Source organism: Embleya sp. NPDC001921, assembly GCF_053594475.1.
In genome coordinates this window covers 186870-203399 of sequence record NZ_JBSFEO010000010.1, presented here as the reverse complement: position 1 = coordinate 203399, position 16530 = coordinate 186870, and the positions used below count along the sequence as shown (strand labels likewise).

General features: G+C 68.5%; 13 protein-coding genes. 8 read left to right on the top strand and 5 right to left on the bottom strand.

The features are described 5' to 3' along the window. Positions 1 to 92: 92 nt before the first annotated feature. Positions 93 to 1973 carry a type IV secretory system conjugative DNA transfer family protein gene (locus tag ACWCPW_RS14955; protein WP_449761937.1) on the bottom strand — a complete coding sequence of 627 codons (1881 nt, stop codon included), beginning with the start codon at positions 1971 to 1973 and terminating at the stop codon, positions 93 to 95. 553 nt (positions 1974 to 2526) lie between these two features. Between ACWCPW_RS14955 and ACWCPW_RS14950 the strand changes: the two genes are divergently transcribed. The 3 genes from ACWCPW_RS14950 (at position 2527) to ACWCPW_RS14940 (ending at position 4552) form a co-directional block, all read left to right on the top strand. Continuing rightward, positions 2527 to 2622, top strand: a complete 96-nt coding sequence (locus ACWCPW_RS14950) for a putative leader peptide (RefSeq protein ID WP_449761936.1) — start codon at positions 2527 to 2529, stop codon at positions 2620 to 2622. A gap of 277 nt (positions 2623 to 2899) precedes the next feature. Continuing rightward, positions 2900 to 3499 carry a cysteine dioxygenase gene (locus tag ACWCPW_RS14945; RefSeq protein WP_449761935.1) on the top strand — a complete coding sequence of 200 codons (600 nt, stop codon included), beginning with the start codon at positions 2900 to 2902 and terminating at the stop codon, positions 3497 to 3499. Positions 3500 to 4093: 594 nt separating this feature from the next. Further along, entirely contained in the window at positions 4094 to 4552 is a 459-nt protein-coding gene (locus tag ACWCPW_RS14940; RefSeq protein WP_449761934.1) for a hypothetical protein, read from the top strand. Between the two features lie 160 nt (positions 4553 to 4712). Here ACWCPW_RS14940 and ACWCPW_RS14935 read toward each other — a convergent pair whose 3' ends face one another. Continuing rightward, positions 4713 to 4877: a hypothetical protein gene (locus tag ACWCPW_RS14935; RefSeq protein WP_449761933.1), complete on the bottom strand. Its 165-nt coding sequence runs from the start codon at positions 4875 to 4877 to the stop codon at positions 4713 to 4715. A 465-nt stretch (positions 4878 to 5342) separates the two neighbouring features. On the opposite strand from ACWCPW_RS14935, the gene ACWCPW_RS14930 reads away from it, so the two are divergent. The 3 genes from ACWCPW_RS14930 to ACWCPW_RS14920 all read left to right on the top strand — a co-directional run bounded on the left by ACWCPW_RS14930 (position 5343) and on the right by ACWCPW_RS14920 (position 10076). Beyond that, positions 5343 to 6512 carry a carboxylate-amine ligase gene (locus tag ACWCPW_RS14930; protein ID WP_449761932.1) on the top strand — a complete coding sequence of 390 codons (1170 nt, stop codon included), beginning with the start codon at positions 5343 to 5345 and terminating at the stop codon, positions 6510 to 6512. Positions 6513 to 6954: 442 nt separating this feature from the next. Further along, positions 6955 to 8340, top strand: a complete 1386-nt coding sequence (locus ACWCPW_RS14925; protein WP_449761931.1) for a thioester domain-containing protein — start codon at positions 6955 to 6957, stop codon at positions 8338 to 8340. 761 nt (positions 8341 to 9101) lie between these two features. Next, positions 9102 to 10076, top strand: a complete 975-nt coding sequence (locus ACWCPW_RS14920) for a LysR family transcriptional regulator (protein WP_449761930.1) — start codon at positions 9102 to 9104, stop codon at positions 10074 to 10076. Positions 10077 to 10465: 389 nt separating this feature from the next. Here ACWCPW_RS14920 and ACWCPW_RS14915 read toward each other — a convergent pair whose 3' ends face one another. From ACWCPW_RS14915 to ACWCPW_RS14905, 3 genes are all read right to left on the bottom strand, one after another. Next, positions 10466 to 10798, bottom strand: a complete 333-nt coding sequence (locus ACWCPW_RS14915; RefSeq protein WP_449761929.1) for a histone-like nucleoid-structuring protein Lsr2 — start codon at positions 10796 to 10798, stop codon at positions 10466 to 10468. 299 nt (positions 10799 to 11097) lie between these two features. Beyond that, positions 11098 to 11481 (bottom strand): TIGR03618 family F420-dependent PPOX class oxidoreductase, encoded by a 384-nt coding sequence (locus tag ACWCPW_RS14910; RefSeq protein WP_449761928.1) that lies wholly within the window; start codon positions 11479 to 11481, stop codon positions 11098 to 11100. Positions 11482 to 11740: 259 nt separating this feature from the next. Further along, entirely contained in the window at positions 11741 to 12781 is a 1041-nt protein-coding gene (locus tag ACWCPW_RS14905) for a hypothetical protein (protein ID WP_449761927.1), read from the bottom strand. A 291-nt stretch (positions 12782 to 13072) separates the two neighbouring features. On the opposite strand from ACWCPW_RS14905, the gene ACWCPW_RS14900 reads away from it, so the two are divergent. Further along, complete coding sequence (locus ACWCPW_RS14900) at positions 13073 to 14803, top strand: PucR family transcriptional regulator (RefSeq protein WP_449761926.1); 1731 nt, start codon at positions 13073 to 13075, stop codon at positions 14801 to 14803. 218 nt (positions 14804 to 15021) lie between these two features. Continuing rightward, positions 15022 to 16389, top strand: a complete 1368-nt coding sequence (locus tag ACWCPW_RS14895) for a diaminopimelate decarboxylase (protein WP_449761925.1) — start codon at positions 15022 to 15024, stop codon at positions 16387 to 16389. Positions 16390 to 16530 lie beyond the last annotated feature (141 nt).

Sequence of the window (16530 nt, the reverse complement as noted above, 5' to 3'; positions counted from 1 at the left end):
CGCGCCGTCCCACGCGGCCCACCCGAAACACAGAGCCCGGCACTCGGCGACGGAGTCGCCCGTGCGTCGCGTCCACCGCCGTGCGCCGGAAGCTACCTGACGACGTTCCCCGCACGGGGTCGGCGTGGTCCGATTCGGGGCGGGCGAGGCGTGCTGTTCGTTCGGGTGCGAGCGGCGGATCCGCCGGTGCCCGAACGCGTGGGGGCGCCGGGCCGTGCGGACGCCCCTCCGATCCACGGGTTCGTCGCGGCGGCGGGGGAATGTGCCGCGATCGAGGCGCGAACGGCCTCCGCGTGCGGACCCCGCCACCAGGGCAGAGGCTCGACGAGGACCGGACGCCTCCCGCTCATCAGGACCAGGGCCCTGCCGCGAGGCATCGAGGCCAGGTCGGCGACGTCCAGGACGGGCTCGGAGCGCGAGGAGCGTCCGACGGAATCCGGCCACCACGCGGACGATCGACGCGTGGTGCTCGTGGTGCGGGGCTCGAACACGCCCGTGGCGGAGGACAATTCGGCGAGGAAGCGAGTGTCGGACACACCACCGCCGTAGACCCGGACGTTGGCGGCTCCCCACAGCTTGGCCATACCGACCTCGCCCCACACGGCGGCACCCTGCGCCCAGGACTGGAGCAGGGTCATCATCAGGATGCCGCGCGAGCCGTAGTGGCTGTACATGGTCGGGAGCTCCTGCCACGGGCACACGTTCGCGGCCTCGTCCAGCACGAACACGGTGGGCGTGGCCAATCGGCCGCCCGGGCTCTCGATCGCGGCGCCTTCCGAGGCGTAGGCGATGGCGGTGGTGAGTGCCAGCACCAGTGGCGCCGCCATCTTGTTGGTCTCCTCGGACAGCAGATAGATCGTGCCGCCGACCACGGAGGCGAACCTCGCGTGGGAGAACTCGCGTCGCGCGGGGTCGCCTCCCGGCGTCACCCATTGCGTGACCTGGGGCGCCGACAGGAACGACGCCATCTGAAGCGCCGTTCCGTACACCCCGGCCCGCTGCCGCGAGGGGGCCGTCAACACGCCCTCGACCGCGTCGGCCGCGAGGTGGTGGCCATTGCGGCGCAGGATACGGGCCGGAGTGTCGTCGGTGGCCCGGGTGAGCCACGTGTACACGTCGGTGATCGGTCGCTTGTCGACGGATGCGGCAAGCATCAGGTGACCGAACAGGTCCTGGCCGGCGGGTTCGAAGTAGCCGTCGCTGCGCGTGTGGCGGGCGCGATTGATACTCGCGAAGATGGACGCCAGGGTGATGGCCTTGACCACGTTGTCGCCGATGAAGGTCAGGGGATTCCACCACCAGGTCGCGGGCTCGCCCGCCTGGCCCTGCGGATCGAAGACCCACACCGGCCCGCGCCGCGCACGCACGCTTCGTGTCGCGTCGAGGATGTCGCGCTTGTTCGAGGTCACCACCACGGTGCCCGGCGCCGAGACCACCGCGGGGATCGCGCGGGTGGCGGTCTTGCCGGTGCGCGGACCCCAGATGTCCACGTGCATGTCCTCCCAGGATCCCCACAGGTCTCGCCCACCGCGTACGGTGCGTCCCACCCGCAGTCCTGGCCCGGCAGCACGTCGCACCCCCATCCGCCGCGCCGCCGCGCGGGCGCCGCGAGTGGTCGTGCCGCGCAACTCCCTTCTGGGAGCCAGGTATCGGGCGGCCCGGTCGATCTTGTGCACTTCGCGACCATGGAACGCGTACCAGATGGCGAACGCGAACCCGCCCAGTACCGCGAGCAGGATCACCGCCGCCGCGGTGGCCCATGCGCCGGGCCAGGAGTAGTCGCCCGTGATCCACTCGAGCGCGAACGTCGCCGGCGACGGGGATGGTGGCTCGTGCCCACCGTGCAATCGCGCCCCGACGCCCGCCGCGAGCCACAGCCAGGCGCAGATCGACACAAAGCCGCCCACCACGACGGCGAAGAAGAGGAAAGGGTCGTATACGGAGGGGCCCCGGCCCCGATGGGTCGCGCTCACTGCTTGTCCGCTTTCGATCGACCGGATGCCGGAAGGACTCGATCGCGCAGATCCACCGATACGGGAGGGGTCCAGTCGGCGGGCCGCAGACGCGGCGCGCCTCAGCTCCTGTGCCGACCGACACAGGGCGAGCGTGGGTGTGTCGAACTCGACTCGACACAACGGGACATGGACGCCATCGGACGCAGGCGGGAACTACGCGTACAAGCGGCGACAGCGGGTTCCCGGCGGCACGGCGCGGTGACAGAGCCGATGACGGCACAACGCGCGGTGTCGGCCGACCGGCTCGAAAGCCGGGCACGACAACGGGAGGCGTGACATACCGCCGACCGTGTCCATGTCCGTGGACCCCCGAGACGTGTGGGCTTGCGAAGCGCCCGGGTCGACCTGTGGAAGTCGAAGCTCGCACGAGCGCGTGGGCAATCCTAAGCACAGTTCGGCGACTTCGTGCGACTCGAGCCCGCGTGACGTACCGCGTCCCACGCGCACAGCGGAGATCTCGGCGACGCGCCGCACGCGACGAACGGCTTGACGTTCCCGCTCGTCACTGGTTGTGTTCGTCCCCGTGAACGGTCACACGATCTTGTTCCGACGCGCCCACGTGGACCTCCTCAGGTACGCGGGCTGCCTGTGTCGCGCCTACCGCTGACCTCGTCTCCAGCCTTTACCAAGCGCGCCTTCGCCGTTCTCCCCGGCCGGTAGCACCCATCGCGGGCACCGACAGGTCGTCTCCGACGCTTCTGTCGTTCTCAGCCGCCCTCGAAGGCTCCGGCACCTCACGACTGTTCTCCGGATTCCGACCGCACGTCGATACACAGACGCTCGGTGATGGGTCGACGCCTTCTCTCGGGATGCGGTGTCCCCGACCGGATCGGTCGTCACGGAGCCTTCCGCGAAGCGCCACAGCAGCGATCCAAGGACTCGTCATGCCCACGCCACCCACCACCTACGAAAACCTCGTCGTACCCGGACCTCGACATCCGTCGGGCACCGCCGCGGATCCCGCGACCGCACGCGACACGACCTCCGACTCCGTGCGTCGACGCGACCCACTCCTGGGCTTCGCGGCCGAGGCCGCCGCGGACCCCACCCTCATCGACCGGTTGCCGCTCGACAGCGTCGAGCGCACTTGGATCCGCCTCTCGGCACCGGACGGATGCGATGCCTGGCTCATCGGCTGGCCCCCCGGGTCCCGCACGGGGTGGCACGATCACGGTGGCTCACGCGGTGCGTTCCTGGTCGTCCGGGGCGAGTTGGTCGAATCCACCGTCCGCGTTCGCACGCTTCCCACCGAGATCCGCGAGCGGGTGCCGATGTCGCCACGACAACCGGTCCCGCTCCGCCTCACGACAGGCCAGGGGCGTCCGTTCGGCCCCGCCCACGTCCACGATGTGCGCAACGACTCCACGACGAGGCACGCCGTCTCCGTCCACTTCTACAGCCCGGCCCTGCCGCTGATGCGCCGCTACGAGATCGTCGACAACGACTTCCTCCTGGACTCCATCGAACGCGCGGAGGACTGGTGACATCGGGCGCTTCGGGAGCAGCACTCGTGTCCCGTGCGGACCGAGTCCCGAGACGCCCGTATCCACGGAGCGATTTCCTGCGGGCGTGATCCGGCCCGACGATTCGGTGGCCGGGAGGATGCACTACAGGTCAACGCGGACCACAGGCCCCAGGGCGGTGCGTCCGACGCATCGCCGCATCCTCTCGGCCGCCCGAGCCGATCGATTCGACGCGGTCGGGCCATGAACCCAACCCTCACCTGTCGCCACTCCACCCGGACGAGCCGCCGGTTGTCGGGAATTTCCTATGCCGGTCGCGGGTCGCCCCACGAACCTGAGCAGGGCGATCGCACGCGGATCCATGTCGCGTCGCCGATGCGGGCGCGCGTCGCCGGGCCGACCAACCGCGGATCCGGAGAACGGCAATGGGCCACAAACACCGGTCGTCCGTGGCGATTTCGGTCGACCCGCAACCTGACCGGCGGCCCAAACGGCTCGTCGGGTGCCCTTTCGCCGGTCGGTTTCACGGCACTTTCGCGACTTCGATGACAGGCCATCGGGAGGGCTTGAGGTGCTGTGGCATACCCACGCATGACCCGAGACTGGTTGACGTCCGTGATCGGGCTCGCCCTCCCCGAACATGCCCGGATCCTTGTCGTCGAACATCCGCACACAGCCGGGCGTCTCGTCGAGGGAGTGATCGAGGCCGCGGTCGACTGGGACGCCATCTGGCCTGTTCCGCACCCGCAGTACGTCGACAGGACCGTCGTGCTCGTCGCCTCCTGTGCCCACGAGATCGCCATCGACGACATGCCTGCCATGGTCACGCTCGGCTGGCGCGAACGCCGACTCATCCGGGTGCTGCGGACCGGCATTCCGCGTTGCGTGATCGGTGCCGGTCTCGTGCACCCCATTGACGACGTCGACTTGGCCTTCGAGGAGGCACAATGGGCAGCCGACGAAGCATGGACCAATCCACGCGGCTGGACACTGTACGACCCGGAGCCCAATCCGGCGTCGGTGTTCGAGGCAAGGTCACAGACCCGCGGACCGACCCGACGGCACTCCACGTGACGCGCGGGCGCCCATCGCGACGTGCCTGCCGCGAGCTCGGCGTCCTTCTCCCCTGACGCCGCGGTTGTGTCGCGTTTTTACCGGGTGCTCGCGCCGGAGCGAGCGTGACACTGAGGGCACGCACGCGTACCTCCCGTAGGGGAGCTTCTCGACGGGAGCCTCATTCCAGGGAGAGATCGATGAACCGTCGTCTTACCAGCACAGGCATCCACGCAGCCGCGTTGTTGACCATCGGCGTCTTGGTGGTCGGCGCCTCGTCCGCGTCGGCTGTTTCGGCGGACCGGGCACGGGCGCGAGGAACGACCGCGTCGTCCTCCCCCTCCACGGCCTCCTCGGATTCCCGCGACTGGGCCGACGATGGCGCCAACAACCGGGAATCCCTTCCGGCGTCGCGCGATTGGTAGGCCGAGGCTTCGGACCTTCGACCGCATTGATCGCGACACCACTCCGAATTCCGGCCGAGGCCGCGCGGTCGTCGTCGCCCGAAGACGGTCGCATTCTTCATACGCGTCGATGCGGCGAATCGTCAAGCACCAGGAAATCCTCACCTGACCGCGATTTTCTCGCGGCCTCGCAAGTCTTGGCATCGTAAATCCCGACACCGCACCCTGATCCAGCCGCCCCGAGTCTTCCGAAAACAATGATCGCGAACAGCGCTTCATGTGATCCGCTTCCACTCGTCCTTGATCCGGCGGCACGATGACGCAGATCGGATAGGAAACCGAAGTCGTCGACTTCACAGAAGGTCGTCGCGCGCCTCGATCCGGACCACATCAATCCAGGGAGACCAATGTCGATTCAGACTGTGGGTGTCGAAGAGGAATTCCACATCGTCGACCGACGTACCCGGCGCCTGAGCCCGGCCGCGACGGAACTGCTCGCCAAGCTCCCGGCGGACGTCTTCACCCGTGAGGCCAAGGAAACCTCGATCGAGACGAACAGCCGCCCGCACGCGAGCATGGCCGACCTGCGCGCGGACCTGATCGCCTCCCGCACACTCTTGGCGGAGACCGCCGAACGGGCGGGCGTGGCCGTCATCGCGTCCGGTACCGCACCGGTCGCCGACCTGGACGACTCCACGCGGAGCGCGGGCGACCGATACGCCGCGATCACCCGGGACTACGCACGCGTCGACCAGGAGCAGGTCATCTGCGGACTGCACGTGCACGTCCAGGTCGACGACCGCGACATCGCCGCCCGCGCGATGGCCTGGATCTCCCCTCACCTGCCCACGCTGCTCGCCCTGTCCGCGAGTTCGCCCTACTGGCTCGGCCAGGACACCGGCTACGCGAGTTGGCGGAACATGTTGTGGCAGCGCTGGCCTTCGGCGGGCCCGGCCACCGGCTTTCGCTCCGCCCGCGAATACGACGCCCTGGTGGAGGGCCTCGTGCGCTCGGGGGTGATCAGCGACACCGGCATGTACTACCAAGACCTGCGCCTGTCCGCGCACGCCCCCACCATCGAGATGCGCATCTGCGACGCGTGTCCGGACGTGAACACGTCGGTGCTCATCGCCGCCGTCTTCCGAGCGTTGGTCCGCCGCGGCATCGCGGCGGCCGAGAGCAAACGGACGCTGCCGAGCTGTCCGGAGGTGTGGTTGCGTGCGGCCACCTGGCGCGCCGCGCGCTCGGGACTCGACGGCCTGCTCGTCGATCCGACGACGATGACCGCCGAATCCGCGCGCACCACCATCTGGAGACTGATCGAGGATCTGGCCCCCGAACTCTCCGCCGCAGGGGACCTCGCGTTCGTGCGCGGCGCCACCGGGGACCTGCTCACCCGCGGCGGTGGCGCGCGCGAAATCCGCGACGCCGTGAACCCGCGGCACGCCGTCGATCTCCTGGTCGCCCGAACGAAGGAGTTTCGACACCTCGAATCGAAGGTGCCGGAACCCACGAACCACCGCGACGCTCCCGTCGTCATCCGGCATTCCGTGCTCGGCCCGCCCTTGCCCGCCTGATCGACAAAAATCGAGAACGACGGTTCCCGACGTCGCCCGACGCCTGTTCATACGACGGTTCCACGTCGGGATTCCGATCCGCTTCCGCGTCCGGCGCACGCACGGCGAACCCCTCGAAAAAAGTGTATACCCGGCCGGTCGAGCATTTCCTATCACAAGCTCGAAAACCATCGGCCAAGTGGCCTAGATCCCGTCGCTCGGCGACTTCCGGATCACTCCACTCCCGAGGTGACTTTCGGCTTCTGGATTTCCGTTACCGTCCGCACATTCATCACCACTCGGGATCTCCACGGATGTAAAGATCACGAAACAAAGATCTTCGGGTTGCGAAAATCCGGGCGGGGCCTCCTACGATCAAGCCATTGTTGACTCGGGGCCGCCGCGCGGGGCGCGATGCCGGCACGAGTCGATTCGTATCGGCGTTCATCGAGGGGATCCCCACATGTTCCGAGTACCCGGGCGAAGCGTCGCTCGTCTGTCGGCGTTGACCGCGGCGATAGGTCTGACCGGCGCGATCGGCTTCGCGGGCACGGCGCAAGCCGACGGTGTCAGCGGAGTGCTCGACGGCTTCGGAGCCGACCAAACCGTCCTGGTCTCGGTCAAGGGACCGCATCCGGACATGAACCGCACGCTCCCCATGGGCTACATGAACCTCAAGCTCGAGGGCGGGGAGGTCATCAAGGTCTACTGCGTCGACCTGCTGCACGACGTCACCGACAAGTACCAGGAGTCCGCGTGGGAGGGAACCTGGCTCGCGGACAGGGACGTTCCGGCCGTCAACAAGGCCAAGCTCAAGTGGATCCTCGGCAACTCCTTCCCGACGAGAACCCTGCAGCAGCTCAAGGACGCCGCCGGGATCGCGGGCCTGGACGCCGGTGAGGCCGGGGCCGCCACCCAGGCCGCGATCTGGCATTTCAGCGACGGCGCAGAGATCGACAACGCCAAAGAGAAGAACGAGGACGTCAAGAAGCTGTACGACTACCTCGTCAGGAGCGCGACGGCCGACGACGGTGCCGAACCGAAGATCTCCCTGAAGATCGCCCCCGAGCAACTCAGCGGCAGCCCCGCCGACAAGCCTGGCATCGGCCCCTTCACGGTGACCACCACAGCCGCCGGCAAGACGATCGCCACCGAAGTGAGCGGGACTACGGGAGCGAAGCTCGTGGACAAGGACGGAGCCGCCTCCACCAAGGTCGGCGACGGGGACAAGGTATGGGTCGCCCCGGCCGAAGGCTCCGACCGGGGCGAAGCGACGATCAAGGTCTCCGGCAGCGCGAGCGTCGAGGCCGGCCGGGTGTTCAAGGGGCTCAAGCCCGGACAACTGGTGATCGCGGTAGGGCAGCGGGACATCAAGGTCGACGACACGGCGACGGCCACGTGGACGGCCAAGGGCGCGGCGCCCGCCGTCAACGCGAAGGAGCGGTGCGAGGTCGGGGGCGTCGAAGTGGTCGTCTCGAACAAGGGAGACCAGTCCTTCAAAGGCAGCGTCGGAGACAAGCAGATCTCGGTGAAGCCCGGCGAGTCGGTCACGGAGGTCGTCAAGGTCGCCGAAGACACCGCCTACAAGATCGTCGTCAAGAACGAGAAGGGCGACACCATCAAAGAGTTCGAGGGAACCCGGGACTGCGAGACGGCGTCGACGACCGGCGGCGGCACGACCGTGCCGACGCCGCCCGCGACCTCCAAGAAACCCGAGTTGGCCGAGACCGGCAGCGGCAGCGGCAACACCCCCGCCATCCTCGCCGGGGCGGCGGTACTCGTCGGGGTGGGAGCAAGCCTGACAGTGCGCGGCATTCGTCGCCGCGGCTCCAACGGAACCTCCGCCTGACCCCGCACGACCGGTCTCTGAGAAAACGCGCCGTCGGGTTCCGGCAGACCATCCGCAAACCGGAACCCGGCCCGCGTCACGTGTGTCGACGAACGTACGGCGACCTCGGCCGGGGACTCGCGACGTATGCCCCCGAGTTGCCACAAGTACCCTCCACGCCGCGAGAATCGCGTCACCGCGACCAGGTGCGCGTGGGGTCATCGGCACGACCAGGCCTCGAAGTTGTCGGCCCCACACCCAAGGGCTCGCTACCTGGAACGCTAGGCAACGGCCACCCGCGAGCGCAGGATGGTGCGACGGGGTTGGTCGGCCCCTCCGGAAAGCCGCAGTGGTGGCGAACCGGCTTTCGGGGCCTGTCGTTCGACAGCGTCGTCGAGTTGTGTACAGACCCCGAGCATTCGGCCGGGCAACCGCGCCCGAGCCTCATTCTCGGAGGAACCAAGTGACCGTCACTCATCAGGGCGGCAGGCTCAATGGCGAGTCTGTCACCACATTGGCGTCGAACACCCGGATCGGACCACGGCCGGAAGACATCACGACGGTGGGACCGGTCGACGCCCTCCCCACCCCCTTGAAGGCATAGAGGCCGTCCACACGACGCGACGTCCAGGGGATGCATGCACACCCGGGACACGAAGCGTGTGGACCAAGAGATCTCTCGACCTTGCCCCGGCAACTCCACGGCGGGGCAACGCGCTCCAAACCGCGTGTCAAGGCCGGACCGACGGCGAAGCCTCTCGAGTGGGACCGACAAAAATCTGATGCTCAACCCCCTGCACCTGCGCATCCTCGTCGAGGTCGTGCGCACCGGTTCGTTCGCCGGCGCGGCCCGCACCACCGGCTACACCGCGTCCGCCATCTCCCAACAGATCGCGACACTCGAACGCAGCATCGGGGCAATGCTGTTCGAACGCGAAGCGCACGGCATCAGAGCCACCGGAGTGGCCCTGAGCATCGCCGACAGCGCCCAAGACGCGGTCACCGTCCTGGACATCCTGGAACGCGACATCCGTGACGTCGTCCGGGGCCGAGGCAGCAGACTGCGCCTGGGGACGTTTCCCACCGCCAGTGAACGCCTCGTCCCGCACGCCATCGCCGAACTGACACGGTCTCATCCCGGCGCCGAGATCCTCCTGGACGAAGCCGAACCGGACGACCTGCTCCCCCAGTTACAGAAGGGCGTGCTCGACCTGGCCCTGGTCTTCGTTTACGACCTGGTGCCACAGGTGTGGCCCGCCGAGATGACAGTGCTCCCGCTCGTCGAGGAAACACTGACCGTCCTGCTGCCCGACGGACACCCCGCGATCAACGACGGCAAGGTCCGTTTCGAGGATCTGGCCGAGGAACGGTGGATCGCGAGCCGGAAGGGCACCCCGGGAGCCATCTCCCTGGCCCGAGTGTGCGCCGCCCACCGATTCGCGCCCAAGGTCACCTTTCGCAGCGGCGACTACGACGTCGTCCAGGGCCTGGTCGTCGCCGGCGCCGGTGTGGCCCTGGTTCCGGGCATGGCCTACCACCCACGGCCGGGCCTGGTCGGCCTCCCCCTGACCTACCAGCCCTCCATGCGCCGAGTGGCGGCCCTGTACCGGACCGCCAATCGAAATCCCCTATTGGACAGGGCGTTGGAGGCGTTCGTGGTCGCCGGGAACCGATTGCAGGGCGAGTTCGTCCGCGCCGTCGGGGCCGTCCCCCCGACGCGTGACGAATCGCTCCCGGCACTGGAGGCCGAGAACTGAGGCGCGGTCCGCAGGTACTGCGGTAAGGCGCAGCCCGAGCCACCCGAGGACGTCGGGTGCGCATTGGGGGAACGAGTCGGGTTCGCAATCTCGAAATCGGTCGCACACGTGGGCGCCGCACCATCTTATCGGTGAATCCATCCGGCCCCGCCGATGCTCGGAGCAAAGTATCCGTGACGCATTGTGTTGTGTGTCGCCTCATCCTGCGTGCCGCGTCGTCGAATTGCTTTCCCGCGGAGAGAAGCGGCCGATCGCGACAGGCGTTGGACACGAAGCTCTCCGCGCGTTCGACAGGTCCCGATCCCGCCGGACGGCGGGGGCGTGGACGACACGCATGTCCGCCACGCCCCCGCCGTCCGCTTTTCCCGGCACGGGGGACGGCTCGCGGATCAGTGGGCGGCTTGGTACTTCGCCACCACGTCACCGGAGATCCGACCTCGGGCACTGACTTCGATGCCCTGGGCCGCAGCCCACGCCCGTACCCGGGCGGGACTCGGCCCCCGCTCGGCCTTCGGGTTCCGCACGCCCGCACGCCGGGTCGAGCCGGTCTTGCGTCCGGCACCGAAGTACGGCCCGAGGGCGTCCAGCAGCCTTTGATAGCTGTCATTCCCGAGGTCGATCTCGTAGCTGACGCCATCCAGGCTGAAGGAGTGCGTCGAAACGTCCTTCCCCTCGGCACCGGTGATGTCGTCCGTGTAGAGGGTGACCACGCGTCGAGCCATTGTCAGAATCCTTTTGCTCCGGGGGCGAATGACCGTAAGCGAGGGGCGCCCGGAGATCACGTTACCGTCAGCGAAAACCGAATGCGACAAGGACGCCACTTCCGAAACGATCAGGGGCCACATTTTCGCCGGCGAACCACGGGGGTTTTCTCATCGCCGCCGGGATTGCCGCGCGTACCGATTCGGCTCCGGCGTGGTACCGCCTTGCCGAGCGTCCGGATAGCCTCCCCATCCGATGCGTGGATAGTGGGACCATATTCTTCGATCCGCGCGGGGACGGACCTTTCGACCACCCGGCGTCATCGATCACCGCCGGGGCTCCCCCACGCATGCCATCGCTCGATCTCGACGATCGCGCTCACGCAGGAGAGACCACGCTTGGGATAAGCGTGGCCGAAGTAGCGGTGGGAGAGAGTGTCGAGATCGCGCAGCTCCGGGTCGTCGCGCAACCCCAGCACGGTCCCGTAGAGCGTGACGTGGTCGTACCAGCTCTCAGCCAGGACGGTCAGGGAAATCCTGGGCTGCAGGCGGACGTTGCGGGTTCGCGGACTGGTGGTCGTCATGCTGAGGAGCAGGTGGTCGCCTTCCCAGCCGTACCAGGTGGGTGTGGTCGCCGGGGACCCGTCGGGGCGAACGGTGCCGACAACGGCGGGGTTCGCCTCGTGAAGGAAACGGTCTATCACCGGAGGAAAGGGTTCTCTCATGGAGCAATAGGTATTTCGGTATTCCGGCCTCGTCAAGAGGGTGCGCGATCGCGACGCCCGGTCGCGACCACGAAGGGCCCGGCCGGCGTGTGGGGGCTGCCTGGCGTGTTTATCCAAGGGAGCCGGCTCGGGAGACGGCCATGATCACGACGTGGTGTTCATCGCCCGCGCGGCGCTTCGAGACGACGCCTCACGGAGAACCCGCCCGCGGCCGTCGCCTCCCCGGGCCCGGGACGACTCAGCTTGGCGTGCGAGCGCCCGCACGCCATCGCAGTGCGACCGCCTGCCCCGGCAACAGGTGACTGCGGATCACATCCAGCTCCATCGTGTCGCCCGTCCAGCCGACCCTCGTTTGCACGGGGGTCTCGGTGCCGTCACAGTGCTCCTCCACCGCGGCGCAACCCACGATCCGCCCCAGCCCCTGATGACGGACCCGCACGCGCAAGCGTTCCGTCGGGCGCGCGAACGACTGTCGCCAGAAGAGATTGTCGGTGAACAACCCACCCGTACACGTGTACTCGATGCGCACCGTCCCTCCCGGGGCCACCGGTTCCGGCAGGCACACGGCGAACTTGCTCAGCGTGCTCGTGTCGTGAAGGCGCGTCACCTGTTGCCCTTCGCCCGAACCCGGCTCGTCCGACAGTCGGATGTCGAGGCCGCCGAGCGTACGCTCGAACCAGAGTTCGTGGTGCAGGCGCGTCAACGGTCCGGCGCCGAGATTGTGCACGTTCTGCCGCACGCGGACGACGGATCGCCCCTCGGTGTCGATGTCGATGTCGATATCACGCGAGGTCTCGATCACCGCCTCGGTCAACAGCCCCAGTCGCACCGTCCTGCTCCGGGGGTTCAAGCCCTCCGCGATGCCGGACCCCGAGCCCTCGTTCGTCTCGTCCGTCCGACCCGTCGGCCCGAGCCCGGAACCGGTCTCCGGTTCGGGCGACGGTGGGACAGCATACGAAGTGTCCGCCGCGGACGCCTCGCTCGCCCACGACGACTCCCAGTCGCGCGGCGCCAGGCCCAACATGCCTCCGGGGATACGCAAGCCGTCGGCGACCCGCTCCAACACCGCGTGCCGCTGTGCGCACACCCGCCCCTCGACGTAGTCCGCCACCCGACTGGGCGTCATCTCGCACAGCCTGGCGATGCGGCTGTGATAGAGGCCCACGCCCTTGGCCAGTCGGAACACCGCCCCGATGTCCCGTGCCGCACACGCCTCGACCATCGCCGGGTCCAGCAGGAGCCGACGAGGCAGAGGGTCGGAACTGTCGAATGCGCGCACCGTGACCACTCCGAACTGTATGAGCGGCACCCGGAAAGGCGGACAGCCGCTCGAAACCACGCGGCATCCCCACTGATACCGATCGATGGCACCACACCCACACAAGCACCGTTCGGTCACCGGACACACATGGTCGAGTACGAAGCGCTGATGGGTGCGCACCATGATTCGGTCCAAAGGGACGGCACGGCTTGGACAGACACGACAGACGCGCGTCGCCGTGGCCGTCGGCCGTGCGCCCGGGCTCGGAAGCGCGGTCGCCGACCTTGAAAGACAATGAGGAGGATCGTCATGGACGAAGCCGGGTATTCCCTCGCCTCCGTCACACTCGATGGCGTGCTCGCACTGGTCGGTGACGAAGTACTGGAGGTGGTGTACGCCCCGCAGGGCACCGATGTGCCGGTTTCGGGCGTGGAGTTGTTCGACCCCGAGGACGACTACGGTGAGGGGAACGGCCGAGGGCGCGATCAGGTCCTGCTCGCGGTCGGTGTGCACGCGGCGTCGTCGGACGCGGTGACCGTTCTGGCCGCGGCTCGACGCGCGGGCGCCGCGGCGGTCGTGTTGCGGGGTGGGCCGGCACCACTCGCCGCCACGCTGCTCGCGGCAACCGAACGGGAGGCAAACGTAGGCGAGTTGCCGATGCCGGTCGTGCTGACGCGGGGCCCGGATTGGGATTGGGCGCAGGTGCTCGGTCTGCTGAAGACTTCACTGGCGTACGCCGCCGTGAGCGGATTGGAGGCCGTCGACGAACTCCCCACCGGGGACCTGTCGGGGCTTGCGAACGTCGTGGCCGACATGGTGGGCGGAGCGATCACCATCGAGGACCCGCAGTCTCGCGTCCTCGCCTACTCGCGCATGGACCGGGAGCCCGATCCACTGCGGCGGTTGACCATCCTGGGACAACGAGTGCCCGCGTGGCGGGTGGCGGAGCTGCGCCGGAGCGGGTTCTTTCGAACCTTGTGGGCGACCGACGACGTCGTGCGACTGCCCGCGGACGATCGTTTCGCCGAACGGCTCGTGATCGCGGTACGCGACGGTGCCCATGTGCTGGGCTCGATCTGGGTGGCCTCGGACGGTCGTGCGCTCCCCGAGGGCGCCGGTTCCGCGTTGCGGCTCGCTGCCCGCGCCGCGGCACCTCACCTGGTACATCACCGCACCCAGGGGCGGCCACAGCAGCGTCGGCGCGAGCGGGCTCTGGGTGCCCTGCTCGACGGGGCCGAGGCCCTGCGTCGGCCGGACGTCGATGGGGCCGCTCGGGTCTTGGGGTTGGACGTGGACCGCTCCTACTCCGTGATCGTGGCCGAGGTGCACGAGCGTCGCCCGCCCAACGCGCCCCCGGATCCGGCCGCGCTCCACTCGGGCGGCTCGGTCGCCGACCGCGTGCCGGTGCGCCCCTCCGAACGGCGGCTGCTGGACGTGATGACGTTGCGGGCGACGGCCTCGGGTCGCGACGTCTGCACCACGCGTACGGGTCGGCGGCTGTTCGTCGTTGCTCCGGTCGATACCGACGCCGTCGACGCCAGGGCACGACAACTGATCTCGACTGCGGAGTCGTTCCCCACCTGCGCGGTGTTCGCGGGTGTCGGCCCCGTCGCGGGGAACCTCTTGGATCTGCCGACGGCACGAGCCGGCGCCGAGGTCGCCCTGCGGGTGCTTCGGGGACGGCCGGAGACCGGCTCCACCGTGCCCATCTCGGCATTCGTCATGGCCGACGACGTGGTGGTCGAAGCGACCCTGCTGCGGGCGCTCGAGCGGATGAAACCGGTGTGGGAGTCCGCCACGAGCCCGGTGCACACGATGCTGAATCACGATCGCGGCCACGGATCGCAGTACGGCGCGACGATACTGACGTACCTGGAGGCATTCGGGGACACCGCGCGAGCCGCCGAACGACTGCACATCACCAGGAACACGCTTCGATACCGACTCCGCCGGGCGAACGAGCTGTTCGGCGTGGACCTGACCGATCCCGCCGGACGGCTGCTCGCCGAGCTCGGCCTGCGGCTGGACCGTCGCCTTTGACCACCGGTCACAAGATCGTTTTGTTGAGCGGGACGCTGCCCGCCGTCGTCCGCTTTGATGCCGCGGGGTGATGACGTCGGTTCCCGGGGGCTCGAAGCTGGAGGACACGGCAGTCGGGATTGGCGGTCGACACCGTCGATGGGCTCGGCCACGATCGTTCACATCGAGTCCCGCCACCCGACTGCTTCCACTGATCCCAGGTTCGAGGTGCACGGCACATGACTTCCGGCCCCACCCGCTTGCGACCGACCTCCCGAGACATGGCCCTGGGGCAGGCCGTTCGCGTGGGCCTGCTCGGTGCACACGCCCCCCTGATCGGTCTCCTCGACGTCGACGGGGTTCTGGCCTCCGTCGACGAGCTGCGCACGGCCTTCGAACCAGCACCGGTGCTGCATACGTTCGCGGCCAAGGCGTGCAGTCTGGTGCCCGTCCTGCGGTTGCTGGCGCAGGCGGGAATGGGATGCGAGGTGGCGAGTCCGGGCGAACTCGAACTGGCCCTCGCCGCAGGCTTCCCGCCCGAACGGCTGGTCCTGGACAGTCCCGCCAAGACCGTCGCGGAACTGCGCTTCGCGCTCTCCCGAGGGATCGCGATCAACCTCGACAGCTTCCAGGAACTGGAGCGGGTGGACGCGCTGAGGGCCGAAGGCGCCGGCTCGGCCCCGATCGGCCTGCGGGTCAACCCCCAGGTCGGCACGGGCAGTATCGCAGCGATGAGCACGGCGACCCAGACGTCGAAGTTCGGCATCGCGCTGGGTGACCCCGGTGCGGTCAACGCGATCGTCGCCGCCTTCGCGCAACGACCCTGGCTGACCCGGCTGCACGCGCATGTCGGCTCGCAGGGTTGTCCGTTGGAGCTGATCGCGGCGGGCATCAGGGCCACCTACAAGCTCGCGGAGCACATCAACACGGTGCTGGGGCGGCGGCAGGTGCGCTGTCTGGACATCGGTGGCGGTCTGCCGGTCAACTTCGCCGACGACGAGGTCAAGCCCACGTACGCGGACTACGTCGGAGTGCTTCGCGCGCAGGTGCCCGGGCTCTTCGACGGGCGCTACGAACTGATCACCGAGTTCGGGCGTTCGCTGGTGGCCAAGAGCGGCACCGTGGCGAGCCTGGTGGAATACACCAAGTCTTCGGGTGGCCGGGCGATAGCGGTCACCCACGCCGGCGCCCAGGTCGCCACCCGCACCGTGTTCATGCCGAGCGCGTGGCCGCTGCGGGTGGGCGCCTTCGACCCGAGCGGCCGGCCCAAGGAAGGTCCTCCGGTCATCCAGGACATCGCGGGTCCGTGCTGTTTCGCGGGCGATCTGACGGCCGCGGCACGGCCGTTGCCGCTGCTGGAACCCGGTGACGTGGTGGCGCTCTACGATACCGGCGCCTACTACTTCTCCACACACTTCTCCTACAACTCCCTGCCACGTCCCGCCGTCTACGGATACCGGGTCGACGACCGCGGTCGGGTGCGATTCGCGCCGATCCGCGACGCGCAGACCATCGGCGAGGTGGTCGGGGAATGCGGCGTCGAACACGGCGAGTCCCTGGTGGACCTCCTCGCCCCGGCGCGCGAGGACGCGGAAGTCGCCGGTTGATCGATCCACCGACCTTCGTCACGTCCACACCCGGACTCCAGCCCCGTCCACACCGGGACGGGTACAGGGCACAGCCACCGATCGTGGTGTCCACCCGAATCGAACCGCCGCACCAGGCGCGTCGACGCACCTGCCCCGAGT

Coding starts and splice junctions, on each gene's coding strand:
- ACWCPW_RS14900 (WP_449761926.1), top strand. CDS start 13,073: ATGGACGAAGCCGGGTATTCCCTCGCCTCCGTCACACTCGATGGCGTG.
- ACWCPW_RS14930 (WP_449761932.1), top strand. CDS start 5,343: ATGTCGATTCAGACTGTGGGTGTCGAAGAGGAATTCCACATCGTCGAC.
- ACWCPW_RS14925 (WP_449761931.1), top strand. CDS start 6,955: ATGTTCCGAGTACCCGGGCGAAGCGTCGCTCGTCTGTCGGCGTTGACC.
- ACWCPW_RS14915 (WP_449761929.1), bottom strand. CDS start 10,798: ATGGCTCGACGCGTGGTCACCCTCTACACGGACGACATCACCGGTGCC.
- ACWCPW_RS14895 (WP_449761925.1), top strand. CDS start 15,022: ATGACTTCCGGCCCCACCCGCTTGCGACCGACCTCCCGAGACATGGCC.
- ACWCPW_RS14945 (WP_449761935.1), top strand. CDS start 2,900: ATGCCCACGCCACCCACCACCTACGAAAACCTCGTCGTACCCGGACCT.
- ACWCPW_RS14920 (WP_449761930.1), top strand. CDS start 9,102: ATGCTCAACCCCCTGCACCTGCGCATCCTCGTCGAGGTCGTGCGCACC.